Annotated in this window: 15 protein-coding genes and 3 tRNA genes; 16 read left to right on the top strand and 2 right to left on the bottom strand. The window is 35.5% G+C overall.

All coding sequences use genetic code 11. The features are described 5' to 3' along the window. Positions 1-159 precede the first annotated feature (159 nt). The 11 genes from B3P23_RS07710 (at position 160) to B3P23_RS07760 (ending at position 13,403) form a co-directional block, all read left to right on the top strand. The gene (locus tag B3P23_RS07710) at positions 160-2,016 is read left to right on the top strand and encodes a PQQ-binding-like beta-propeller repeat protein (RefSeq protein ID WP_293925297.1); all 1,857 of its coding nucleotides are present in this window, start codon (positions 160-162) and stop codon (positions 2,014-2,016) included. A 20-nt stretch (positions 2,017-2,036) separates the two neighbouring features. Next, a complete protein-coding gene (locus tag B3P23_RS07715) occupies positions 2,037-3,863 on the top strand; it encodes a glycoside hydrolase family 9 protein (RefSeq protein ID WP_293925298.1) in 1,827 nt (608 codons plus the stop codon). Next, on the top strand, positions 3,863-4,558 hold the full coding sequence (locus B3P23_RS07720) for a polysaccharide deacetylase family protein (RefSeq protein ID WP_248755503.1): 696 nt from the start codon (positions 3,863-3,865) through the stop codon (positions 4,556-4,558). Before B3P23_RS07715 ends, B3P23_RS07720 begins: the two co-directional genes overlap by 1 nt. Positions 4,559-4,583: 25 nt before the next feature. After that, positions 4,584-5,396: an N-acetylmuramic acid 6-phosphate etherase gene (gene murQ, locus B3P23_RS07725; RefSeq protein ID WP_045753101.1), complete on the top strand. Its 813-nt coding sequence runs from the start codon at positions 4,584-4,586 to the stop codon at positions 5,394-5,396. Positions 5,397-5,425: 29 nt separating this feature from the next. Beyond that, positions 5,426-6,916, top strand: a complete 1,491-nt coding sequence (locus B3P23_RS07730; protein ID WP_045753102.1) for a sodium:solute symporter — start codon at positions 5,426-5,428, stop codon at positions 6,914-6,916. Between the two features lie 69 nt (positions 6,917-6,985). Beyond that, positions 6,986-7,801, top strand: coding sequence for a purine-nucleoside phosphorylase (locus B3P23_RS07735; RefSeq protein WP_293925299.1), 816 nt, complete (start codon positions 6,986-6,988; stop codon positions 7,799-7,801). A 27-nt stretch (positions 7,802-7,828) separates the two neighbouring features. After that, positions 7,829-9,817 carry a putative porin gene (locus tag B3P23_RS07740; RefSeq protein ID WP_045753104.1) on the top strand — a complete coding sequence of 663 codons (1,989 nt, stop codon included), beginning with the start codon at positions 7,829-7,831 and terminating at the stop codon, positions 9,815-9,817. A 143-nt stretch (positions 9,818-9,960) separates the two neighbouring features. Further along, positions 9,961-10,035: transfer RNA gene (locus B3P23_RS07745), tRNA-Val, on the top strand. Positions 10,036-10,068: 33 nt separating this feature from the next. Next, positions 10,069-10,143, top strand: a tRNA-Val gene (locus B3P23_RS07750). Positions 10,144-10,175: 32 nt separating this feature from the next. Beyond that, positions 10,176-10,250: transfer RNA gene (locus B3P23_RS07755), tRNA-Val, on the top strand. A gap of 219 nt (positions 10,251-10,469) precedes the next feature. Further along, on the top strand, positions 10,470-13,403 hold the full coding sequence (locus B3P23_RS07760) for a M16 family metallopeptidase (protein ID WP_293925300.1): 2,934 nt from the start codon (positions 10,470-10,472) through the stop codon (positions 13,401-13,403). A gap of 45 nt (positions 13,404-13,448) precedes the next feature. Here the strand turns inward: B3P23_RS07760 and B3P23_RS07765 are convergent, their stop codons facing one another. Both B3P23_RS07765 and B3P23_RS07770 read right to left on the bottom strand, forming a co-directional pair. Next, entirely contained in the window at positions 13,449-14,171 is a 723-nt protein-coding gene (locus B3P23_RS07765; RefSeq protein WP_066852787.1) for a 3-keto-disaccharide hydrolase, read from the bottom strand. A 103-nt stretch (positions 14,172-14,274) separates the two neighbouring features. Beyond that, positions 14,275-14,796 carry an NADPH-dependent FMN reductase gene (locus B3P23_RS07770; protein WP_045755798.1) on the bottom strand — a complete coding sequence of 174 codons (522 nt, stop codon included), beginning with the start codon at positions 14,794-14,796 and terminating at the stop codon, positions 14,275-14,277. Between the two features lie 227 nt (positions 14,797-15,023). On the opposite strand from B3P23_RS07770, the gene B3P23_RS07775 reads away from it, so the two are divergent. The 5 genes from B3P23_RS07775 to lepB all read left to right on the top strand — a co-directional run bounded on the left by B3P23_RS07775 (position 15,024) and on the right by lepB (position 19,838). Then, positions 15,024-15,821, top strand: coding sequence for a ParA family protein (locus tag B3P23_RS07775; protein WP_045755797.1), 798 nt, complete (start codon positions 15,024-15,026; stop codon positions 15,819-15,821). Position 15,822: 1 nt separating this feature from the next. Further along, the gene (locus tag B3P23_RS07780; protein ID WP_045755796.1) at positions 15,823-16,749 is read left to right on the top strand and encodes a ParB/RepB/Spo0J family partition protein; all 927 of its coding nucleotides are present in this window, start codon (positions 15,823-15,825) and stop codon (positions 16,747-16,749) included. Position 16,750: 1 nt separating this feature from the next. After that, entirely contained in the window at positions 16,751-17,476 is a 726-nt protein-coding gene (locus B3P23_RS07785) for a DUF5683 domain-containing protein (protein ID WP_045755795.1), read from the top strand. A gap of 83 nt (positions 17,477-17,559) precedes the next feature. Further along, a complete protein-coding gene (dapB, locus tag B3P23_RS07790) occupies positions 17,560-18,306 on the top strand; it encodes a 4-hydroxy-tetrahydrodipicolinate reductase (protein ID WP_094773185.1) in 747 nt (248 codons plus the stop codon). Between the two features lie 107 nt (positions 18,307-18,413). Beyond that, complete coding sequence (gene lepB / locus B3P23_RS07795) at positions 18,414-19,838, top strand: signal peptidase I (protein ID WP_045755793.1); 1,425 nt, start codon at positions 18,414-18,416, stop codon at positions 19,836-19,838. The last annotated feature ends 31 nt before the right edge of the window (positions 19,839-19,869 follow it).

A 19,869-nucleotide genomic window follows, 5' to 3' on the forward strand; every position in this document is an offset into this window, starting at 1 on the left:
CAACCTATTCTAGGACACTACACTTTAAATTCAATTTGACAAAATAATCTTACTGTGTTGCCAGCATGACTGCGTATTTATGTTATTTGCTTTATAAAGTTGCATAAAAACGCATTATTTTATTTTTTATGACTATCTTTACAATACGAATTAATTCCTATGATGATAAAAAGAACCTATAGTATTATTTGCATGTTGATTTTTGCATTTAATATATTGAATGCACAATCTTTCAAATTTGCTCATGTCACCGATACACATGTTGGGGGAGCGACAGGTGAAGAAGATTTGCGTCGTACAGTAAAAGATCTGAATACTTTAAAAGATATTGATTTTGTTATCCTTTCAGGTGATATAACCGAATTTGGTGCCGATCATGAATTGATACTGGCTAAACAAATATTGGATAGCTTGTCTTTGCCTTGGTATGTAATTCCTGGTAATCATGATGGTAACTGGTCTGAAAATGGGGCCAATACTTTTCGACGTGTTTTTGGAGGTGAAACTTTCTTTTTTAAACATAAAGGTTTCATGTTTTTAGGGACTAATTCAGGGCCAAATATGCGGATGAGTCCAGGACAAATTCCGCGTGAAAATCTTGTTTGGATGGATTCAATTTTTAATGCTAATCCCGACAGTAAGATGCCTTTGATATACATTAATCATTATCCACAGGATTCTTCTTTAAATAATTGGTTTGAAGCTTTGGATCGAGTAAAGTCAAGGAATGTGCAATTGGCTTTTTGCGGACATGGTCATGTAAACAAATTATACGATTGGGAAGGTATACCCGGGATAATGGGAAGATCAAATCTCCGTGCAAAGAATGAATATGGTGGTTATAATATTGTAACGATCGACCAGGGTAAGGCTACTTATCAAGAACGTACATCTGATGGACGCTATTTGGATCCTTGGGCAGTGGTCACATTAGAAAATCATCATTTTGAATTGGATAAAAAGAAATATCCGCGACCTAGTTACACCGTTAATGATAAATATGCGTCTCGAGTCTCTGTAGCTTGGGAGTTTCAAGATGCAAGTGATATTGGTGCTGGAATGTCCTTATATAAAGATTGCATTATTACGGCCAATACCTCAGGTAATATTTTTGCGTTGGATCGCAAAACAGGCAAAAAGAAGTGGTCATTCAAAACGGGAGGTAAAGTATATTCAACACCTGCGGCATGGAAAGGTGTTGTAGTGGTAGGCTCTTCTGATCATTATATTTATGGTATAGATGCAGAGACTGGTATGTTGAGATGGAAAGTGAAAACAGAAAAAGCTGTTCTCGGCTCACCTTTGATTCATAAGGGTATAGCATATATGGGTGGATCTGATGGAGTTTTTAGAGCATTGGATGTATTGACGGGAAAACAAAAATGGAATTTTAATGGGGTGAAAGGATATGTTTCTACTCTTCCGACATACTATCAAGATCTCCTAATTTTCGGTTCATGGGGAAATGGCTTTTATGCTTTAAATGCAAAGTCGGGTGCTTTGGAATGGGAGTGGAATAATGGACATGCTAATCGCATGTTTTCTGCAGCAGCTTGTTACCCTGTTGGAGTGAATAATACCATTTTTGTAGTGGCACCAGATCGTTATATGACGGCATTAAATGCAGAAGATGGACAAGTTATTTGGAGAGAGAAAAAAGATACAATTCGTGTTAGGGAATCCATGGGACTTTCTGCTGACCATAAATATGTTTATGTGAAAACAATGGATGGCGATTTACTTGGAGTTTCCACAAAAGGTAATCAAATGGATGTCGCCTGGAAATCTAATTTGAAACTTCCTTATGAATTAGCTCCTTCTGCGATAAATACTAATGATAAAATTGTTTTTGTACCGAGTCATTCTGGATTATTGTCTGCAGTAGATGCTAAGTCAGGTCATGTGCTTTGGCAATATAAAATTTCAAACGGTATGGTTAATCCAACATTAGTTTTGGATAATAATGAGCTTGTTTGCAGCACAATGGATGGTAAGATTGTTAAACTAAAATTTTAACTTTATAAAAGTTCTAAATTATGAAATTAAATACACAAAACTTATTACATTTACTGCGAATTTTTATGCTTGTTTTTGCATGTTTTGTTTTTAACTTTGCGAAAGCGCAAAAACAAGCATGGATTAGAGTGAACCAATTAGGTTATACACCTACAGGTATAAAGGTTGCGGTATTTGGAGGAAAGGTAAAAGGAAATTATACTGAATTTGAATTGATAGAGGTGAAAACAACAAAACGCGTGTTCTCTAATACTATTGGTAAAGATTATGGTTCATATGGACCTTTTGTTCAGAGCTATAGATTTGATTTTTCAGCATTCCGTGATACAGGTTCTTATTATTTAAAGGTTGGAGAGGTGAAATCACCTGTCTTTAAGATTGGAAAAGATGTTTATAAAGGGGCTGCAGATTTTGCGCTCCGTTATATGCGTCAACAAAGAACACTGTTTAATCCATATCTACAAGATAGTTGTCATACACACGATGGTTTTGTATTACATGCAAATAAGGTTGGTATTGCTGATAGTACGCGTATTGATGCTGGTGGAGGTTGGCACGATGCTTCTGACTATTTGCAATATTCTACGACCTCAGCAAATGCAACTTATCACCTTTTGGCTGCTTATCGGGATTTCCCAAAAGTATTTGGTGACCAAAAGCAGGCAAATGGATTGGATGGAAAAAATGGTCGTGCTGATGTGCTTGATGAGGCTAAATGGGGATTGGATTGGTTGATCAAGATGCATCCTGCTCCGAATTTAATGTTTAACCAAATTGCAGATGATCGCGATCATACCAATATGAGAATGCCTGGTGAAGATCCTTTTTATGGAAGAGGATTTGAAAGACCAGTGTATTTTATTGATGGCGAACCACAGCAACGTGGTAAATTTATGAATAATACGACGGGAACAAGTTCTACAGCAGCTAAATTCTCAAGTGCTTTTCATCTGGGTAGTTCTTTGTTTCAAAATGATGATCGTAGATATGCAAAAATCTTGGCCAAAAAAGCAAAAACTGCCTATAGCTTTGCATTGATAAAGCCAGGAGTAACGCAAACGGTATCGGTAAAATCGCCCTATATCTATGCTGAGGATAATTGGGTAGATGATATGGAGTTGGCAGGTGCAATGTTTTATGGGGCGACTAACAAAAAGAAGTTTTTAAAGGAGTCCATGGAATATGCTCGACAGGAAAAGATTACGCCTTGGATGACAAGCGATACTGCGGCACATTATCAGTGGTATCCATTCATTAATCTTGGTCATTATGAATTAGGAAAACAATTAAAAGGCAATGATCGCGAGGAGATTGTCTCATACTATAAGTCTGGAATAGATGCTGTCTTAGCTAGAGCTCAAACTAATGCCTTCTATCGAGGAGTACCTTTTATTTGGTGCAGTAACAATTTGACTGTATCCTTTGCTATTCAGTGTTTATGGTATAAAGAATTGACACAAGATATAAGATATGATGAATTGGCGCAGTCAAATATAGATTGGCTGTTTGGGACTAATCCTTGGGGGACTAGCATGGTTTATGGCTTACCTTCTTGGGGCGATACACCGGTTAATCCACATTCTGCTTTTACCCATTTAAAGAATTTTCCAATTGATGGTGGATTGGTCGATGGTCCTATTATGACTTCGACATATCGTAATCTGATTGGTATCAAGTTGTTGAATGAGGATCCGTATGCAGCATTTCAAAGTGATTTAGTTGTTTATCATGATGATTACGGGGACTATAGTACGAATGAACCTACAATGGATGGTACCGCTTCTTTGATATATCTGTTGGCTTCTCAAGAGCAAAAGGCATTGGAGGAGCCTCCGATAAAAAAGTAGTGTTGGATTCTTATGGAGCGATCATAAGAGGTGATAGTCTGCAAAAAAGGCTTGCACTTGTTTTTACGGGACACGATTTGGCTGAGGGGGGATTAAAAGTACTGAAGATATTAAAGCAAAAGTCTATAAAAGGATCATTTTTTTTAACAGGAGATTTTTTGAGGACACCAAAATTTCATTCTGTTATAGATGAGATTAAAAAGAATAAACATTATCTTTCTGCACATTCTGATAAACATCTGTTGTTTAGTGATTGGAGTAATAGAAATGGATTATTAGTAACAAAAGATTCATTCATGCACGATTTGGAGATGAATTTTAGAGAACTTGATAAATTGGGTTTTCGAAGTGATAATAAATATTTTATTCCATCGTATGAATGGTATAATAAAGAGATTGTGACTTGGAGTAAGGAGATGGGGTATATTCCCATTAATTATACACCAGGATTGCGAACAGCGGCAGATTATAGTTATCCAGAAATGGGAAAACGATATTTATCTTCTGATGATATCGAAATGGGAATATGGAAAGAGAGTAAACAGCCCAATGGTTTAAATGGATTTATCGTGCTTGTACATATGGGTACAGATGTACGTCGGAAAGATAAATTTTATGATCGCTTGGGAAAAATAGTAGATCAGTTAAAGAAAGAAGGATATCAATTTGTAGATATCCGTGAGTTAGTACAATAGAATAAAGGACAATATAGAAGATAGGATGATAAATACAACCGAAAAAGAATCGCACTACCAGGATTTAGAAAAAATGACTGTTTTGGAGTTGTTAACGAATATTAATAACGAAGATAAGACCGTCCCAATGGCTGTTGAGAAAGCTATTCCTCAGATTGAGGCTTTAGTGAATGAGTGTGTTACTAAGATGAAAAACGGGGGTCGCGTTTTTTATATTGGGGCTGGTACAAGTGGACGATTAGGTATTTTAGATGCTTCTGAATGTCCACCGACATATGGGGTTCCTTTTGATTGGATTATCGGAATGATTGCAGGAGGAGATACGGCTATTCGTAAAGCTGTAGAGTTTGCCGAGGACGATACGGAGCAAGCGTGGAAAGATTTAGCTGAATATAGTATTAATGAGACAGATGTGGTGATTGGTATTGCTGCTTCGGGAACGACTCCATATGTAATAGGTGGTTTAAAGGCTGCTAATGCAGCGGGATTAGCAACAGGTTGTATCGTATGTAATGGTGGTTCTCCTATCGCAAAAGAAGCACAATTACCAGTAGAGGTTGTAGTAGGACCTGAATTTGTGACAGGCTCCACTCGTATGAAAGCTGGTACTGCTCAAAAATTAGTATTGAACATGTTGAGTACCTCAATTATGATTCGATTGGGTCGTGTACAAGGAAATAAAATGGTGGATATGCAACTGTCAAATCATAAACTTGTCGCGCGCGGAGTACGTATTATTATGGATGAAACGGATGCTACTGAAGCAGAAGCGACCGAATTGTTGGAAAAATTTGGTCATGTACGTCAAGCGATAGAAGCGTACCAAGAAACACATTAAACATCAATCACCTATTATAAAACAAACTTATGTCACCAATAATTTTATTGTCCTTTTTGGTTATCTACTTTGCTGTTTTACTTGCTGTAGCGCATTTTACATCAAAGGGGTCTTCGGATAACTCCACATTCTTTGTCGCAAATCGTAATTCAAAATGGTACATGGTTGCTTTTGGAATGATCGGTACCGCGTTATCTGGGGTGACTTTTATTTCTGTCCCTGGAGCAGTTGGAGCTTCCGAATTTAGCTACTTTCAATTTGTATTGGGAAATGCGGTAGGATTTGTTATCATCGCTTATGTATTACTTCCTTTATATTATAGAATGAATCTTACTTCTATCTATACCTATTTAGAAGAGCGATTTGGACATACAACTTATAAGACCGGTGCTGCTATTTTTCTTATTTCCAGAACAATTGGTTCTGCATTTCGCCTTTATTTAGTTGCTATTGTATTGCAACATTTTATATTTGATGCTTGGAATATACCTTTTGTTGTTACAGTTGTTATTTGTTTATTACTGATTTGGTTATATACGAATAAGGGAGGTTTGAAAACTATTATCGTAACCGATACACTGCAGACAACGTTTTTGATAACAGCTGTTATTTTATCCATCTACTTTATGGCAAAGGGTTTGAATTTTGGAATTGTGGACACCTTTGAGGCCGTGAAGGAAAGTAGCTATTCTAAAATATTCTTTTGGGATGATTTTGTTGGAAGCAAAGCTAATTTCTGGAAACAATTTTTAGGAGGTATTTTTGTAACAATTGCTATGACTGGGTTAGATCAGGATCTAATGCAAAAAAATCTTTCGATGGGAACGATCAAAGAGGCCCAAAAGAATATGATTACCTTTACAAGTGTATTTGTCGTGATTAATATCTTCTTTTTGGCTGTTGGAGCATTGTTATATATCTATGCGGAGAAAAATGGTATTAATATAAGTCAGTTGGCGACTCGTGATTATCTATATCCAGAAATTGCTTTAAATCATTTAGCACTTCTTCCTGCAATTATATTTATGATGGGATTGACAGCGGCTACTTTCGCTACTACAGATTCAGCTCTGACTGCCTTGACGACTTCTTATTGTATAGATTTTTTGAATTTTAATAAAAAAGAGAATCCAAATGACCCGTTATTGGTAAAACAACGAAATTATGTCCATTTTGGTTTTTCAATTGTAATGCTGTTGGTGATCTTAGTTTTTAAATTGATTAATGATGATTCTGTTGTAAATGCCATCTTTACTGCCGCAAGCTATACTTATGGACCATTATTGGGACTATTTGTTGTAGGTATCGCTACCAAATATGCTGTTAAAGACAAACTTGTACCCTTTATCTGTGTGATATCTCCTGTTATTTTATATATTTTGAAGACTTATGTTATTGAGGTTTATACACCATATGTTATTGGGTTGGATTTAATTATCATTAATGGATTTATTACCTTTTTATTGTTGATCCTTACCTCTCCAGGTAAAGCCTCTGTTCAAGAGCTTTCACATAATTAAAAAAAGTTAAGTGATTTGTACGTGCAAAAAAATTAAGTTAAGTTTGATTAAATTAGTTTTTTTGTACGTATGTATCAATTGATAGAAGAAACAGCAGGATTTATCCGCAAAAAAATAGGCGATTTTCAGCCTGAATTTGGAATAATACTAGGTACTGGCTTAGGTAAATTGGTCGATGAGATCGAAGTGCAGTTTTCTTTAATGTATTCCAATATCCCCAACTTTCCAATCTCTACAGTAGAATTTCATTCTGGTAAATTGATATTTGGCACTCTTAATGGTCGTAAAGTTATAGCGATGCAGGGGAGGCTACATTATTATGAGGGATATAATATGAACGAAATTACTTTTCCGATCCGTGTCATGAAAGTATTAGGTATTCAGAAATTGTTTGTTTCAAATGCCTCAGGGTCTTTAAATCCTGCTATTCTTAAGGGTGATCTGGGAATTATCTCTGATCATATTAATCTTTTACCTGATAATCCTTTACGTGGTTCTAATTTAGCAGCGTTTGGACCTCGTTTTCCAGACATGAGTCAACCCTATAATTGGGAGATGATCAAGCTTGGATTGGAGATTGCCAAAGAGAAGGGGATTCGTGCACATCAGGTAGTTTACGTAGCCGCACCAGGTCCAAATTTAGAGACTAAAGCAGAGTATCGTTACATGAGCATTATCGGTGGTGATATTGTTGGTATGAGTACGGTGCCAGAAGTTATTGTTGCAAATCATATGAATTTGCCTGTGTTTGCGATCTCTGTGATTACTGATGAAGGTTTTCATGAAGATTTGACACCTGTTTCTTTGCAAGATATCGTAGATGTCGCTGCAAAAGCTGAACCAAAGATGACGTTAATTTTGAAAGAATTAATAGCTTTGCAATAGTTTTCAACAATGCTAGTTCAAATATAAATGAAGGTGACCTTGCGCTTATTAGCGATTTTTTGTTGTATTATTGGTTTTATAAATCAAGTTCATGCACAAAGTAATGATGAATGGAGTAGTGCTATAGACTCTGCTAGGGCAAAAGAGGATTCGAAAAAAGATTCTGTGATTTTGTCTGCTAAATATATTCGTTATACCACATTGGATATGATGAAGAAAGGCACTTATACTGTTCAAATCGATACTTCGCACCGTAATTTTCAGTATTATAATAAACAGAATTTACCTTGGAATCCGAGTATCAATTTGGGTTCTTATGGTCTTGCAACACGCGATTTGTTATTTCAACCTACTAAAACTATCGGTTTTCAAAGTGGTTTTCATAGCTTGGAACGGACGTTATATCGCCCAGATTCTATCCAATATTTTAGAGCCCGAGCTCGATTTTCTGAACTTTACTCTGTTGGATTTTTCTTTAATGATCAAGTATTTCGTGCTCGACTTGCACAAAATATAAATCCAAGACTTAATATTGGTGGCGAATTTCATGCTACAAAGGCAGATGGATATTACACCAATCAGAAGTATTCTGATATTAAATCAGCTTTGTTTGCATGGTATGAATCCGAAAATCATCGCTATAATTTATTGTCGAATCTAATTTTTAATAAATTAGATGCAACGGAGAATGGTTCTATTTTGGCAGATAATATTTTTAAGGATGCTGAAAAACAATCTGCAGACCGATATCCTGTGCGTTTACAGGGATTAGGGGATAATAGACCTCGAAACGAATGGCAGGATAATTCATTTTTTATTCGTCAATCGATGTTTTTGGGGCATATTGATACCGTTGATGCCGGTAAACCTACGATGCAAATTTATCCTACTAATAGCATTGCTCATAACAGCTCAATTCGTCTTCAGAAATTTAACTTTTTTAAGAACGAGACTGATGCTAATGGTGCTTTCCCATATGGGCCTTCTCAATTGAGCAAGGATACAACAGAGATTACTTCGATTTCAAATGAATTTGAATATAGTTTTTATTTACGGGGGAAATCTATTTTTAAAAATGAAGCGAAATTGAATGTAGGATTTCAACATGATATGTACTGGTATACAGATAGCGGAATTAATAACCGATTCTATCAAAATGGAATGTTGAAAGGAGAGCTGGGCTATAAATTTTCTGACCGAATCAATATTACGGGTAAGGTGAATCAGATCGTGATGGGACACAATTTTGGAGATTATCTATATGAGGCAAAAGCAGATTTTTTGTTAAGCTCTAATGTGGGTAAAATAACGGTCTCAGCCTATTCTCAAAATAAGTCTCCAGAGATGGTATTTAATCGGATGAATTATACGTACCATCAATGGGATCTGGATCTTGACAAAACCAAGACCCAGAATTTAGCCTTCCATTATAGTAATCCAAAAATTGGTTTTAACGGTAAAGTTGAATACTTTTTGATGGACAACTATCTTTATTTTAGAGAGATAGATAATCCACAAAATGATGCGCGCTTATCAAAAATAATCGAACCTGCACAACTGAGCTCTGCTAATCTTTTGAAAATATCTGTTGGACAAAAGTTTAAGTTTAGAAGATTTACACTGGACAATCTGATTGTCTATCAAAAAACGGATCAGCAGACGGTTCTTGCCACACCAGAAATATATACATGGCACAGTTTGTATTATAGTAATGTCCTTTATAAAGTTGTTGATTTTAACATCGGTGTTGATGCACGTTTTAATTCCCCATTTACAACACCATCTTATTCGATAAATGCCAGTCAGTTTTATAATGATAATGCTGGAATTAAATTTTCTACTTATCCGATATTTGACGCTTGGGCTACTGCAAACATTCAACGCGTCACATTATTCATTAGTTGTAATTTTGTAAATCAATATTTGGGACTGCCAAAAGGTTATTATACTGTTCGTCGTTATCCGATGAATGACGCTAATATTCGATTTGGAGTTTCTTGGAAATTCTATGATTAAAAATATTGAAAATTATGTGGGTGGCTTCTAGTGGATTGCGTTTTTAAGCGTAAAAAACTTTTGAAATAATTTTGAGAGTCGAAATTTTGCTGTACATTTGCATACGCAATTAGGGAAAGATATTAAGTATCGATAACTAAAAAGGAGAATTAGCTCAGCTGGTTCAGAGCATCTGCCTTACAAGCAGAGGGTCACTGGTTCGAACCCAGTATTCTCCACAAAAAAACAGAGGTGTTTTAAAATACTGAAAAGGAGAATTAGCTCAGCTGGTTCAGAGCATCTGCCTTACAAGCAGAGGGTCACTGGTTCGAACCCAGTATTCTCCACAAAAAACAGAGGTGTTTTAAAATACTGAAAAGGAGAATTAGCTCAGCTGGTTCAGAGCATCTGCCTTACAAGCAGAGGGTCACTGGTTCGAACCCAGTATTCTCCACTTTAAAGCATCGATTTTATCGATGCTTTTTTTGTTTAAGTCTATTTTTATCTATTTCCTATATACTTTATATTCCGTATCACATAGCTGTTTTTAATTGATCTTGGGAAAAAATAACTTCAACTCATCCAAAAGATTATGATTTTAAAGATGCGGGAAGACTGCGAATTATCCTTGAAACATTTATATATTTGATTGTATTTTATAAACTTATTATAAATGAATTTAAAATTTATTTCGGTAATAGCTTTTGTGTTCTTATCTAGCGTAACAACTTTTGCACAGTTGAAAAAGTATGATTGGAAAGAGGCACGTGAAGAAGGCTATACGTATCGTTACGTAACTAACGACCCTACAAATTCTCGTTTTTATACATTGAAAAACGGTTTAACAGTGATTTTGAGTCCTTCAAAAAAGGTTCCTCGTATTCAGGCATATATTGCTACTAAAGCTGGTAGTAAAACAGATCCGGCAGATCACACGGGTTTAGCGCATTATCTTGAACATATGCTTTTCAAGGGGACTGATAAATTTGGGTCTAAAGATTGGGCGAAGGAAAAACCATTACTTGATCAGATTGATGGGTTGTATGAACAATACAATTCAACAAAAGACGAATCTAAACGTAAAGAAATCTATAAACAAATCGATCAGGTATCTGGTGAGGCTGCTAAATATGCAATCGCCAATGAATACGATAAGCTGATGAGTGAAATGGGTGCCGAGGGAACCAATGCCTTCACTTCTTTTGAACAGACCGTTTATACTGAGGATATTCCAAACAATGTCATCGATAAATTTCTTGCTGTACAAGCCGAACGTTTTCGTAATCCCATATTAAGATTGTTTCATACAGAACTAGAGGCTGTTTACGAAGAGAAAAATAGGGGGCTCGATAATGATGGACGTAAATCTGTTGAGGCTATGTTTGAAGCGATGTTTCCTAATAACAATTATGGAAAACAAACAACTATCGGCACGGTAGAACATTTAAAAAATCCTTCATTAAAAGCAATACGTGAATATTTTCATACTTACTATGTTCCGAACAACATGGGGGTAATTATGTCCGGTGATTTCGATCCAAATGAGGTTGTGAAGAAAATTGATCAAGCATTCAGTTATATGCAACCAAAGGAAATTCCAGTTTATAAATTTGACCCTGAACAGGATATTAAGCAGCCTATAGTTAGAGAAGTTAAAGGCCCTGAGTCTGAATTCTTGTTTTTAGGATTTCGCTTTCCTGGAGCATCTACTAAAGATGCACAAATGTTGAATCTGCTTGGAAATATGTTGACGAATGGTTCCGCAGGCCTAATCGATCTGGATCTGGTGAAATCTCAAAAATTATTGGGTGCAGGTGCATTCCCTTATGTTCTGAAAGATTATTCAATGTTGATTATGCAAGCAAATCCTAGCCAAGGGCAATCCTTAGATGATGTCAAATCTTTGATTTTAGCAGAACTGGAGAAACTTCGCAAAGGAGATTTTTCTGATGATTTGATTACTTCAATTGTAAACAACGAAAAGAAATCGGAGATTTCAAGAAATGAAAGCTATAGTAATCGTGCTGAGGAATTGATGGATGCTTTTACTTCTGGTGTAGATTGGTCTACAGAATTGAGTTATTCGGATAACTTAACTAAAATTACCAAAAAAGATATCATGGATTTTGCATCTAAATATCTGAATGATAATAATTATGTGGTAGTCTATAAGCGTAAGGGTGTTGATGATAATGTTGTAAAAGTGGAGAAACCACCGATTACGCCTGTAGTTGTAAACCGTGATGACCAGTCTGCTTTTCTCAAATCTATTGCAAAAATGCCAGAAAGTAAAATTTCACCAGTTTGGTTAGATTATGCCAAAGATATCCAAAAGGGTTCCTTAAAAGGTGTTGATGTGATTGCTGTTCAAAATAAGGATAACGCTTTATTTAGTTTGACCTATCGCTATGATATTGGAAAATGGAATAATAAGTTATTGGCTATTGCGGCAGATTATCTAGAGTTTTTGGGAACTAAAGACAAATCAAGTGAAGATTTCAGTAAAGCATTTTATAAGTTGGCATCTGATTTTTCGGTGACTTCCGGAAATGAAGAAACGCGGATTAATATTTCAGGATTAAATGAAAATTTTGAGCAAACAGTTGCATTAATACAAGATTTACTGAAGAATAGTGTAGGTGATGAGGAAGCCCTAAAAGCTTATATCGGACGTTTGAAAAAATCAAGGACAAATGCAAAAGAGAATAAGGCTTTAATTATGGAAGGACTAAAATCGTATGCAAAATATGGTTCTAAAAATCCTTTTAATAATGTGCTTACGGATGAGGAGCTAAATTCAATTAAAGCATCCGATTTAGTTGGTATTTTACATGAGCTGGCGAATATGAAACATCAGATTTTGTATTACGGCCCTAAAACAACGAGTGAGCTTGTTGCCGTATTGAAGCCTTTAAATACAAATACCAATTTTACTAAGGTTCAGAAAGCGAATAATTTTGCAGAGTTGCCTACCCCTAAAAATCAAGTGTTATTTGCTAATTTTGACATGAAACAAGCGGAAGTGTTCTGGTTTAGAAATTCAGAATTGTATAATTCGAAATACAGTCCTACTGTAGCTTTATTTAATATGTATTTTGGTGGTGGCATGGGAAGTATCGTCTTTCAGACAATTAGAGAATCTAAAGCACTAGCTTATTCTACTTATGCCAATTTTGCTTCTCCTGCAAAGAAAGAAAATCATTATTCTGTTGGTGCTTACGTGGGTACACAAGCAGATAAATTTAATGAAGCCGTTGTGGGAATGAATGAATTGTTAAATGATTTACCTGATGCTCCGAAAGCCTTGGAAATTGCTAAAGTAAGTTTGGTTAAATCGTTGGCAAGTGATCGCATTACAAATGCAGATATTTTATCAAATTATTTAAATGCTCAACGATTAGGACTTGTCTCAGATATTCGTAAAGATATATATGAGCAAGCGCCTCAATTAACTTTTGCAGATTTAAAAACTTTTCACAATAAAGAAATGAGTCGTAGACCATACGTTTACTGTATTGTCGCAAAAGACGAAAATATGAAAATGGAAGATCTGCAAAAGCTCGGAGAAGTTAAGAAATTAACTTTAGAAGAGTTATTTGGATATTAATTATGAAGGAATTAGAAAGAGCAGGAAAAATCCTGCTCTTTCTATTTACAATACTTTTATTTTGATATTGCGGAAAGAAACTTCATCTGTATGGTTTTGCAACGCAATTTTTCCTTTTTGAAATGTACCAAAGTCAGGATAGTTTTTCATATTGGTATTGGCGACCATATCTATCCATGCTTGTGTATTGGTGCTGTCTTCGAATGTCAATTTGCCATTTAGCCAAAAACTAACTTTGCCTTTATCTTGGATGATTCGTGATGCATTCCATTCATTGAAAGGGTTAGGTTTCGAATTTGTTCCAATAACCTTTACAGAGTAAAGAGATCCTGCCCAATGTGTAGAATCTACTTGATGACGTGGTTCGGAATTGGCATTATCCAAAAGTTGCATTTCAAGACCTGTCACAAATGTCGCATCATATTTTGGATCTTCTTGCACATCGATAAACACACCGCTATTTCCTCCTTTAGCAACTTTCCATTCAAATTTTAAATCAAAATTTTCATAGGTTTCATTGGTAACTAAGTCTCCAAATATTCCCGTTTTTACTGTGGGATCACATAATATTGCCCCATCTTTTACAATCCATTTGGAAGGTTGGTTTCCCTGATTGTAAATGTGCCAATTATTGATGTCTTTTCCATTAAAGAGTAATTGCCATCCTTCTTTCTCTTCTGTTGAAGTTAAGATGTTATTTTCATGAATTTGCCTGCAAGAAGTTAATAATGCAAGTGATAATATGAGATATGATAACTTTAATTTCATATGCTTTGGTTTTTGAAACAAAATACGAAAATTTGGAATGTAATTCGAGTTAAATGAAATAGCCAATGTGAGTGGCATTGGCTATTTTAATTTCTTCTATTTTTTAAAAGTGGATAAGCTCTTCAATTTGCTCATCTATGGCTCTAATTGTTTCATCATGAATAAAAGTGTATTCCTCATTAATTTCATTTTGGATTTGTGGTAAAAATATTTTCAAAGGTAAGACATGCATCCGTAAGTAATTACAAATCCCTGTGAGGTGATCTATTCCTCTCAAATTGCCGTATCGCCCAGATGAAATGCCTACTAATGCCGCTTTTTTATGATAAAAACTAATTGGAAAACTACATGCATCTATAAAAATCTTAAGTACTCCAGGAATACTTCCATTATACTCTGGCGTGATAAAAATAAATTTATCTGCATCGGAGACAAGTTGTTGTATTTTTTGAAATTCGTCGCTTCTCTGACCATACAAATCAGAAACAATAACATCTGCAGGCAGATCTGTTAAAGGTAATATTTGACAGTTTTCGCCACTTTTTTTTAACTGCTTCTGATAGTATTGTGCAATTTTTAGTGTCTTACTTTTGGGACGATTCGTTCCCGAAATTATTAAAATCATTGTCTAGTTGTAACTTATAAAAACCCGCCGAACAAAGTGGATGTATATCCTGATTTTTTGTATCTTAGCATCTTGAGGATCTATTCCTTTAGATACTTTCAAAAGTAATAAATAAGCACCATTTAAGTGTTTTTTACAAGGAAGAATTTATGAATGAACAGAATAATCCTTTTTTGTGACTTTAGATTCACAAAATAATATTTTATAAAGAAAGAATTTCATTCGAAATGGGTAAAATTATATCAATTGCAAATCAAAAGGGTGGTGTTGGTAAAACGACAACATCAATCAATTTGGCGGCTAGTTTAGCTGTTTTAGAATATAAAACCTTATTGGTTGACGCTGATCCGCAAGCAAACTCTACTTCTGGAATTGGATTTGATCCAAGAACGATTAAGGAAAGTATATATGAATGTTTGGTAAATGATTTGGATCCTCGCGATGCAATTCAAGCTACAGAGACCCCTAACCTAGATTTATTACCCGCTCATATTGATTTGGTTGGTGCTGAAATTGAAATGATCAATATGCACGAACGTGAATATAAGATGAAAAAAATCTTAGATCAGGTTAAAGATGACTATGATTTTATCATTATTGATTGTTCTCCTTCTCTCGGTTTGATTACCATTAACGCATTATCCGCATCTAATTCGGTTGTGATACCAGTACAGTGTGAGTATTTTGCACTTGAGGGATTAGGCAAATTATTGAATACGATTAAAATCGTTCAGACACGTTTAAATACCAGTTTGGAAATTGAAGGTATTTTGCTGACGATGTACGATGTACGTCTTCGTTTATCCAACCAAGTGGTAGAAGAGGTCAAAACACACTTTACGGATTTAGTATTTGATACAATCATTCAGCGTAATACGCGATTGAGTGAAGCCCCAAGTTTTGGTATTTCTGTTATAATGCACGATGCATCGTGCAAAGGAGCTATCAACTATTTAAATTTGGCTAGAGAAATTTTACATAAGAACGGACATCTAAAAGAATTAGATTCAACAGTTACACTATAATATGGCAGCACAACAGCGAAAAACAGGTCTAGGAAGAGGATTAGGTGCCTTATTAAATGATAGTACCGATCTGCCTGAACGGAATTCAGATGCGGAAATATCTCGAATAGAGGCTCCAAAAAAATCAAAAGAATCTGGGAATATTAGTACGGTAAATGTGGATGCTATTGAAATGAACCCATTTCAGCCCCGTACTGATTTTGACCCCCAAGCATTGCAAGAACTTTCTGAATCGATCCTACTGCAAGGTTTGATTCAACCCATTACTGTTCGGAAAATCGGTGAAAATAGTTATCAGTTAATTTCGGGAGAGCGTCGTTACAGGGCTTCAAAATTGGCAGGTATCACTGAAATTCCTGCTTATATCCGGACAGCTAATGACCAACAAATGTTGGAAATGGCTTTGATCGAAAATATTCAACGTGAAAATCTGAACGCTATCGAGGTGGCTTTGAGTTTTCAACGTATGATCGAAGAGTGTAATTTGAAACAAGAGGAATTGGGGGAACGGGTAAGTAAAAACCGCTCTACTGTAACTAACTATCTGCGCCTATTAAAATTACCGCCAGTCATTCAAGCGGCTATCCGCGACGGAGAATTGACAATGGGACACGCTCGTGCACTTATTAATGTTGCAGAGGTTGATAAACAATTGTATATTTTCAAATTAATTGTTGATTTAGGGCTGTCTGTACGTAAGGCAGAAGAACTTGTTCGCGAGATTCAAAACGGAAATAAAAAGAAAACACAAAAGGATAAAAATGCACCTAAATCTTTTCAATTTCAAAAAATTGAAGATGATTTGGCATCTAAGTTTTCATCTCGGGTCAAGTTAAATCTGAAGAGTGCAAAAGGAAAGGGAGCAATTGAAATTCCTTTTGAATCCGAAGATGATCTGAGTCGTATTTTGGAATTATTAGACTGGTAAGATGTATAGAGCGATCAGTTTATTGTTTTCAATTTTTATATTTTTTGTGGCACAAGCACAGAAAGTTGATTCTAAAGGAAAAGTGGCTTTAAAAACTATTGCTGTATCAGATTCAACTAAAAAGGTTTCAGCCGTACAGGATACAATAAAAAAAGAAAGCCGTAGAGAAAGAAAGCGGAGAGAAAAAGCCGAAGAAGAAGCAAAAACTCCAAAAATTTTTAAGGATTCTACACGTCTTGCTATTGAAGCAAAAACTGCGACAGCTTGGAAACGATCTTTGATCCTTCCTGGATGGGGACAGTATACAAACAAAGGTCTGTGGTGGATTAAAATACCAATCATCTACGGAGGATTTGTATCTACAGCGCTTGTATTCGATTTTAATAATCGTTACTATAAAGAACTTATTGCAGAACTCGATTACCGTTATAAAAATAATAATGCGGTAAATAATCCCGCATATGCAGGAGCTCAAACCCAAGGTCTTATCAGTGCAAAGGATTATGCTCGCCGTAATCGTGACCTCATGGTGCTTTTGACCGTGGGTTTATACGGATTAAATGTTGCTGAAGCTTATGTAGATTCCATGATTAAAAATCGTTGGAGCATTAACTCTGAAAAGTTAACATTTACAATTAGGCCTACAGTTTTACAGGGACCATCGACAAATTTTGCTTATAATGCTGTTCCAAATATTGGATTGAAATTATCCATGAAAATAAAATAAAAATATATAACTTAAATTTGTATTCAAGCATGACTGCAACATACTAATTTGGTCTTCTTTATTAAATATGATCTGAAAAAGATATGAAAATTGTATTATTCGGCTACGGCAAAATGGGCCAAATTATTGAGAAATTTGCTCAGAAGAGAGGGCATGAGATTCATTTGATTGTCAATAGTGAAAATCGTAACCTAATTACGTTGGCTAATTTAGTAGGCGCGGACGTTGCGATTGACTTTGGTGTACCTCAGGCTGCATTATCGAATATGGAGTTGTGTTTAGAAGCTAATCTTCCTATCGTGATGGGAACAACTGGCTGGTATGAACATCTTGATGCGATTAAAGAGAGATGTCTATCTGTTGATGGGTCGATTTTATATGGATCTAATTTTTCGATTGGTGTAAATATTTTTTTTCACATCAATAAAATGTTAGCCAAAGCAATTCAGCCTTATAAAGCATACGATGTGCAAGTAGAAGAAATTCATCATATCCATAAATTAGATGCTCCAAGCGGAACTGCTATTACAATAGCTGAAGGAATTTTGAATAATAGTGATGTTAAAACAGCTTGGGTCAATTCTTTAGTAGGCGATGGCGAAGAGGAGATCATCCCTAAAGCAAACGAATTATTGATAGAAAGTCACCGGATTGAAGAGGTACCAGGAACACATACGGTTGTGTATAGTTCGGAAGTTGATCAGATCGAATTTAAACATACGGCACATAATCGCGATGGTTTTGCTTTAGGTTCTGTGATTGCCGCTGAATGGTTATTTGGAAAACAAGGATTCTATCAAGTAACAGAAATGTTTGATTTTAATAGGTAATGCAATTCACTTTTTAACGTTAAAATTACGTGGTTCTGTAACGAACCTAATAGGTATGATACTAATTGAAATATTAGGTTATTAAAAAATAAAACTTAGAGAAACTTATGTGGTATATTATTTTTGCCGTCTTAACAGTTGTAGCCCATTATGGGCTTTGGAAATTATTTGTTAAAGCAGGCAGACAGGGGTGGGAAGCACTAGTTCCATTTTATCGGGAGTATGTAATGGCTCAATTGACTGGTCGTGCAAAATGGATAGTAATCTTATTACTAGTACCGATTGTAAATATCTTTATATTTTATGGTCTATACCTAGATTTGATAAAGGCATTTGGGAAAAGACGATTTTGGGAAAATGCTGCGGCTGTTTTAGTTCCATTTATCGTATTGCCCATATGGGCTAATGATCCTTTAGTCAAGTACTTAGGAAATCCTAATTCTGAAGAGTTTAAAAAGAAATATTTTTATAAAAAATCAATGGCTCGAGAATGGGCTGATGCAATTGTTTTTGCAACTGTAGCCGCTTCTTTGATTCGTGGTTTCTTGATTGAAGCTTATATGATTCCAACAGGTTCTATGGAACGTACGTTGCTAGTTGGTGACTTTTTGTTTGTCAGTAAGCTAAACTATGGGCCACGTGTCCCGATGACACCATTGGCATTTCCTTTTGCGCACCATACGATGCCATTGACAGGTGGAAAAGCTTATTCTGAATTAATCGAACTACCTTATAAACGTTTGCCTGGATTTCAGGACATCAAAAGAAATGATGTTGTTGTATTTAATTATCCTATGGAAGCAGATGCTCCTTATAACAGACCTGTTGATAAACGTGAGAATTATATCAAGCGTTGTGTAGGTATGCCAGGTGATGAAGTTTCCATGTCAAATGCGGTATTATATGTGAATGGTAAACCTGGCTTTAATCCTCCTGAGGGACAATTGGACTATATCGTGGTAACAGATCAAACGGGATTAGATATGCGCGTCATGAGAGATAAACGATTAGAAACAGTAGACACCGGTCAACCTAATATTTATCAGGTTTTTATGACAGCAGATGAAGCTGCAATGGTTAAAGGCTGGATGAATGTCAAAGAAGTGGTACCAAATATTCGTAAAGCTGGTGAGAATGAAGATGGAACATTTCCACATGTATCTGCTCTGAACTGGAACTTTGATAACTTTGGCCCAATTAAAATTCCTAGCAAAGGCTGGACAGTACAATTAGATAGTGCAACCATGCCACTTTATGAGCGTGCAATTACTGTATATGAAGGAAATAAGTTAGAGAATAAGACCGATGGGATTTATATCAATGGGGTTAAAGCTAATTCATACACCTTTAAAATGAATTATTATTGGATGATGGGTGACAATAGACACAATTCATTAGATTCACGTGGATGGGGTTTTGTTCCAGAGGATCATATAGTCGGTAAAGCATTATTTACTTGGTTGAGTCTTGATGAATTAGGTTCTGGATTATCTAAAATAAGATGGAATAGGATATTCAAAGGAATAGAATAACATAGCATCATAAAAAAGAAAGGGCTTTACA

Origin of the sequence: Sphingobacterium sp. UBA6320, assembly GCF_002440335.1 — a bacterium.
Lineage (GTDB): Bacteria > Bacteroidota > Bacteroidia > Sphingobacteriales > Sphingobacteriaceae > Sphingobacterium.

Excerpts from the sequence above, each read along its gene's own strand:
- B3P23_RS07710 (WP_293925297.1), top strand. The coding sequence starts at position 160 with ATGATGATAAAAAGAACCTATAGTATTATTTGCATGTTGATTTTTGCA.
- B3P23_RS07715 (WP_293925298.1), top strand. The coding sequence starts at position 2,037 with ATGAAATTAAATACACAAAACTTATTACATTTACTGCGAATTTTTATG.
- murQ (WP_045753101.1), top strand. The coding sequence starts at position 4,584 with ATGATAAATACAACCGAAAAAGAATCGCACTACCAGGATTTAGAAAAA.
- B3P23_RS07730 (WP_045753102.1), top strand. The coding sequence starts at position 5,426 with ATGTCACCAATAATTTTATTGTCCTTTTTGGTTATCTACTTTGCTGTT.
- B3P23_RS07735 (WP_293925299.1), top strand. The coding sequence starts at position 6,986 with ATGTATCAATTGATAGAAGAAACAGCAGGATTTATCCGCAAAAAAATA.
- B3P23_RS07740 (WP_045753104.1), top strand. The coding sequence starts at position 7,829 with ATGAAGGTGACCTTGCGCTTATTAGCGATTTTTTGTTGTATTATTGGT.
- B3P23_RS07760 (WP_293925300.1), top strand. The coding sequence starts at position 10,470 with ATGAATTTAAAATTTATTTCGGTAATAGCTTTTGTGTTCTTATCTAGC.
- B3P23_RS07765 (WP_066852787.1), bottom strand. The coding sequence starts at position 14,171 with ATGAAATTAAAGTTATCATATCTCATATTATCACTTGCATTATTAACT.
- B3P23_RS07770 (WP_045755798.1), bottom strand. The coding sequence starts at position 14,796 with ATGATTTTAATAATTTCGGGAACGAATCGTCCCAAAAGTAAGACACTA.
- B3P23_RS07775 (WP_045755797.1), top strand. The coding sequence starts at position 15,024 with ATGGGTAAAATTATATCAATTGCAAATCAAAAGGGTGGTGTTGGTAAA.
- B3P23_RS07780 (WP_045755796.1), top strand. The coding sequence starts at position 15,823 with ATGGCAGCACAACAGCGAAAAACAGGTCTAGGAAGAGGATTAGGTGCC.
- B3P23_RS07785 (WP_045755795.1), top strand. The coding sequence starts at position 16,751 with ATGTATAGAGCGATCAGTTTATTGTTTTCAATTTTTATATTTTTTGTG.
- dapB (WP_094773185.1), top strand. The coding sequence starts at position 17,560 with ATGAAAATTGTATTATTCGGCTACGGCAAAATGGGCCAAATTATTGAG.
- lepB (WP_045755793.1), top strand. The coding sequence starts at position 18,414 with ATGTGGTATATTATTTTTGCCGTCTTAACAGTTGTAGCCCATTATGGG.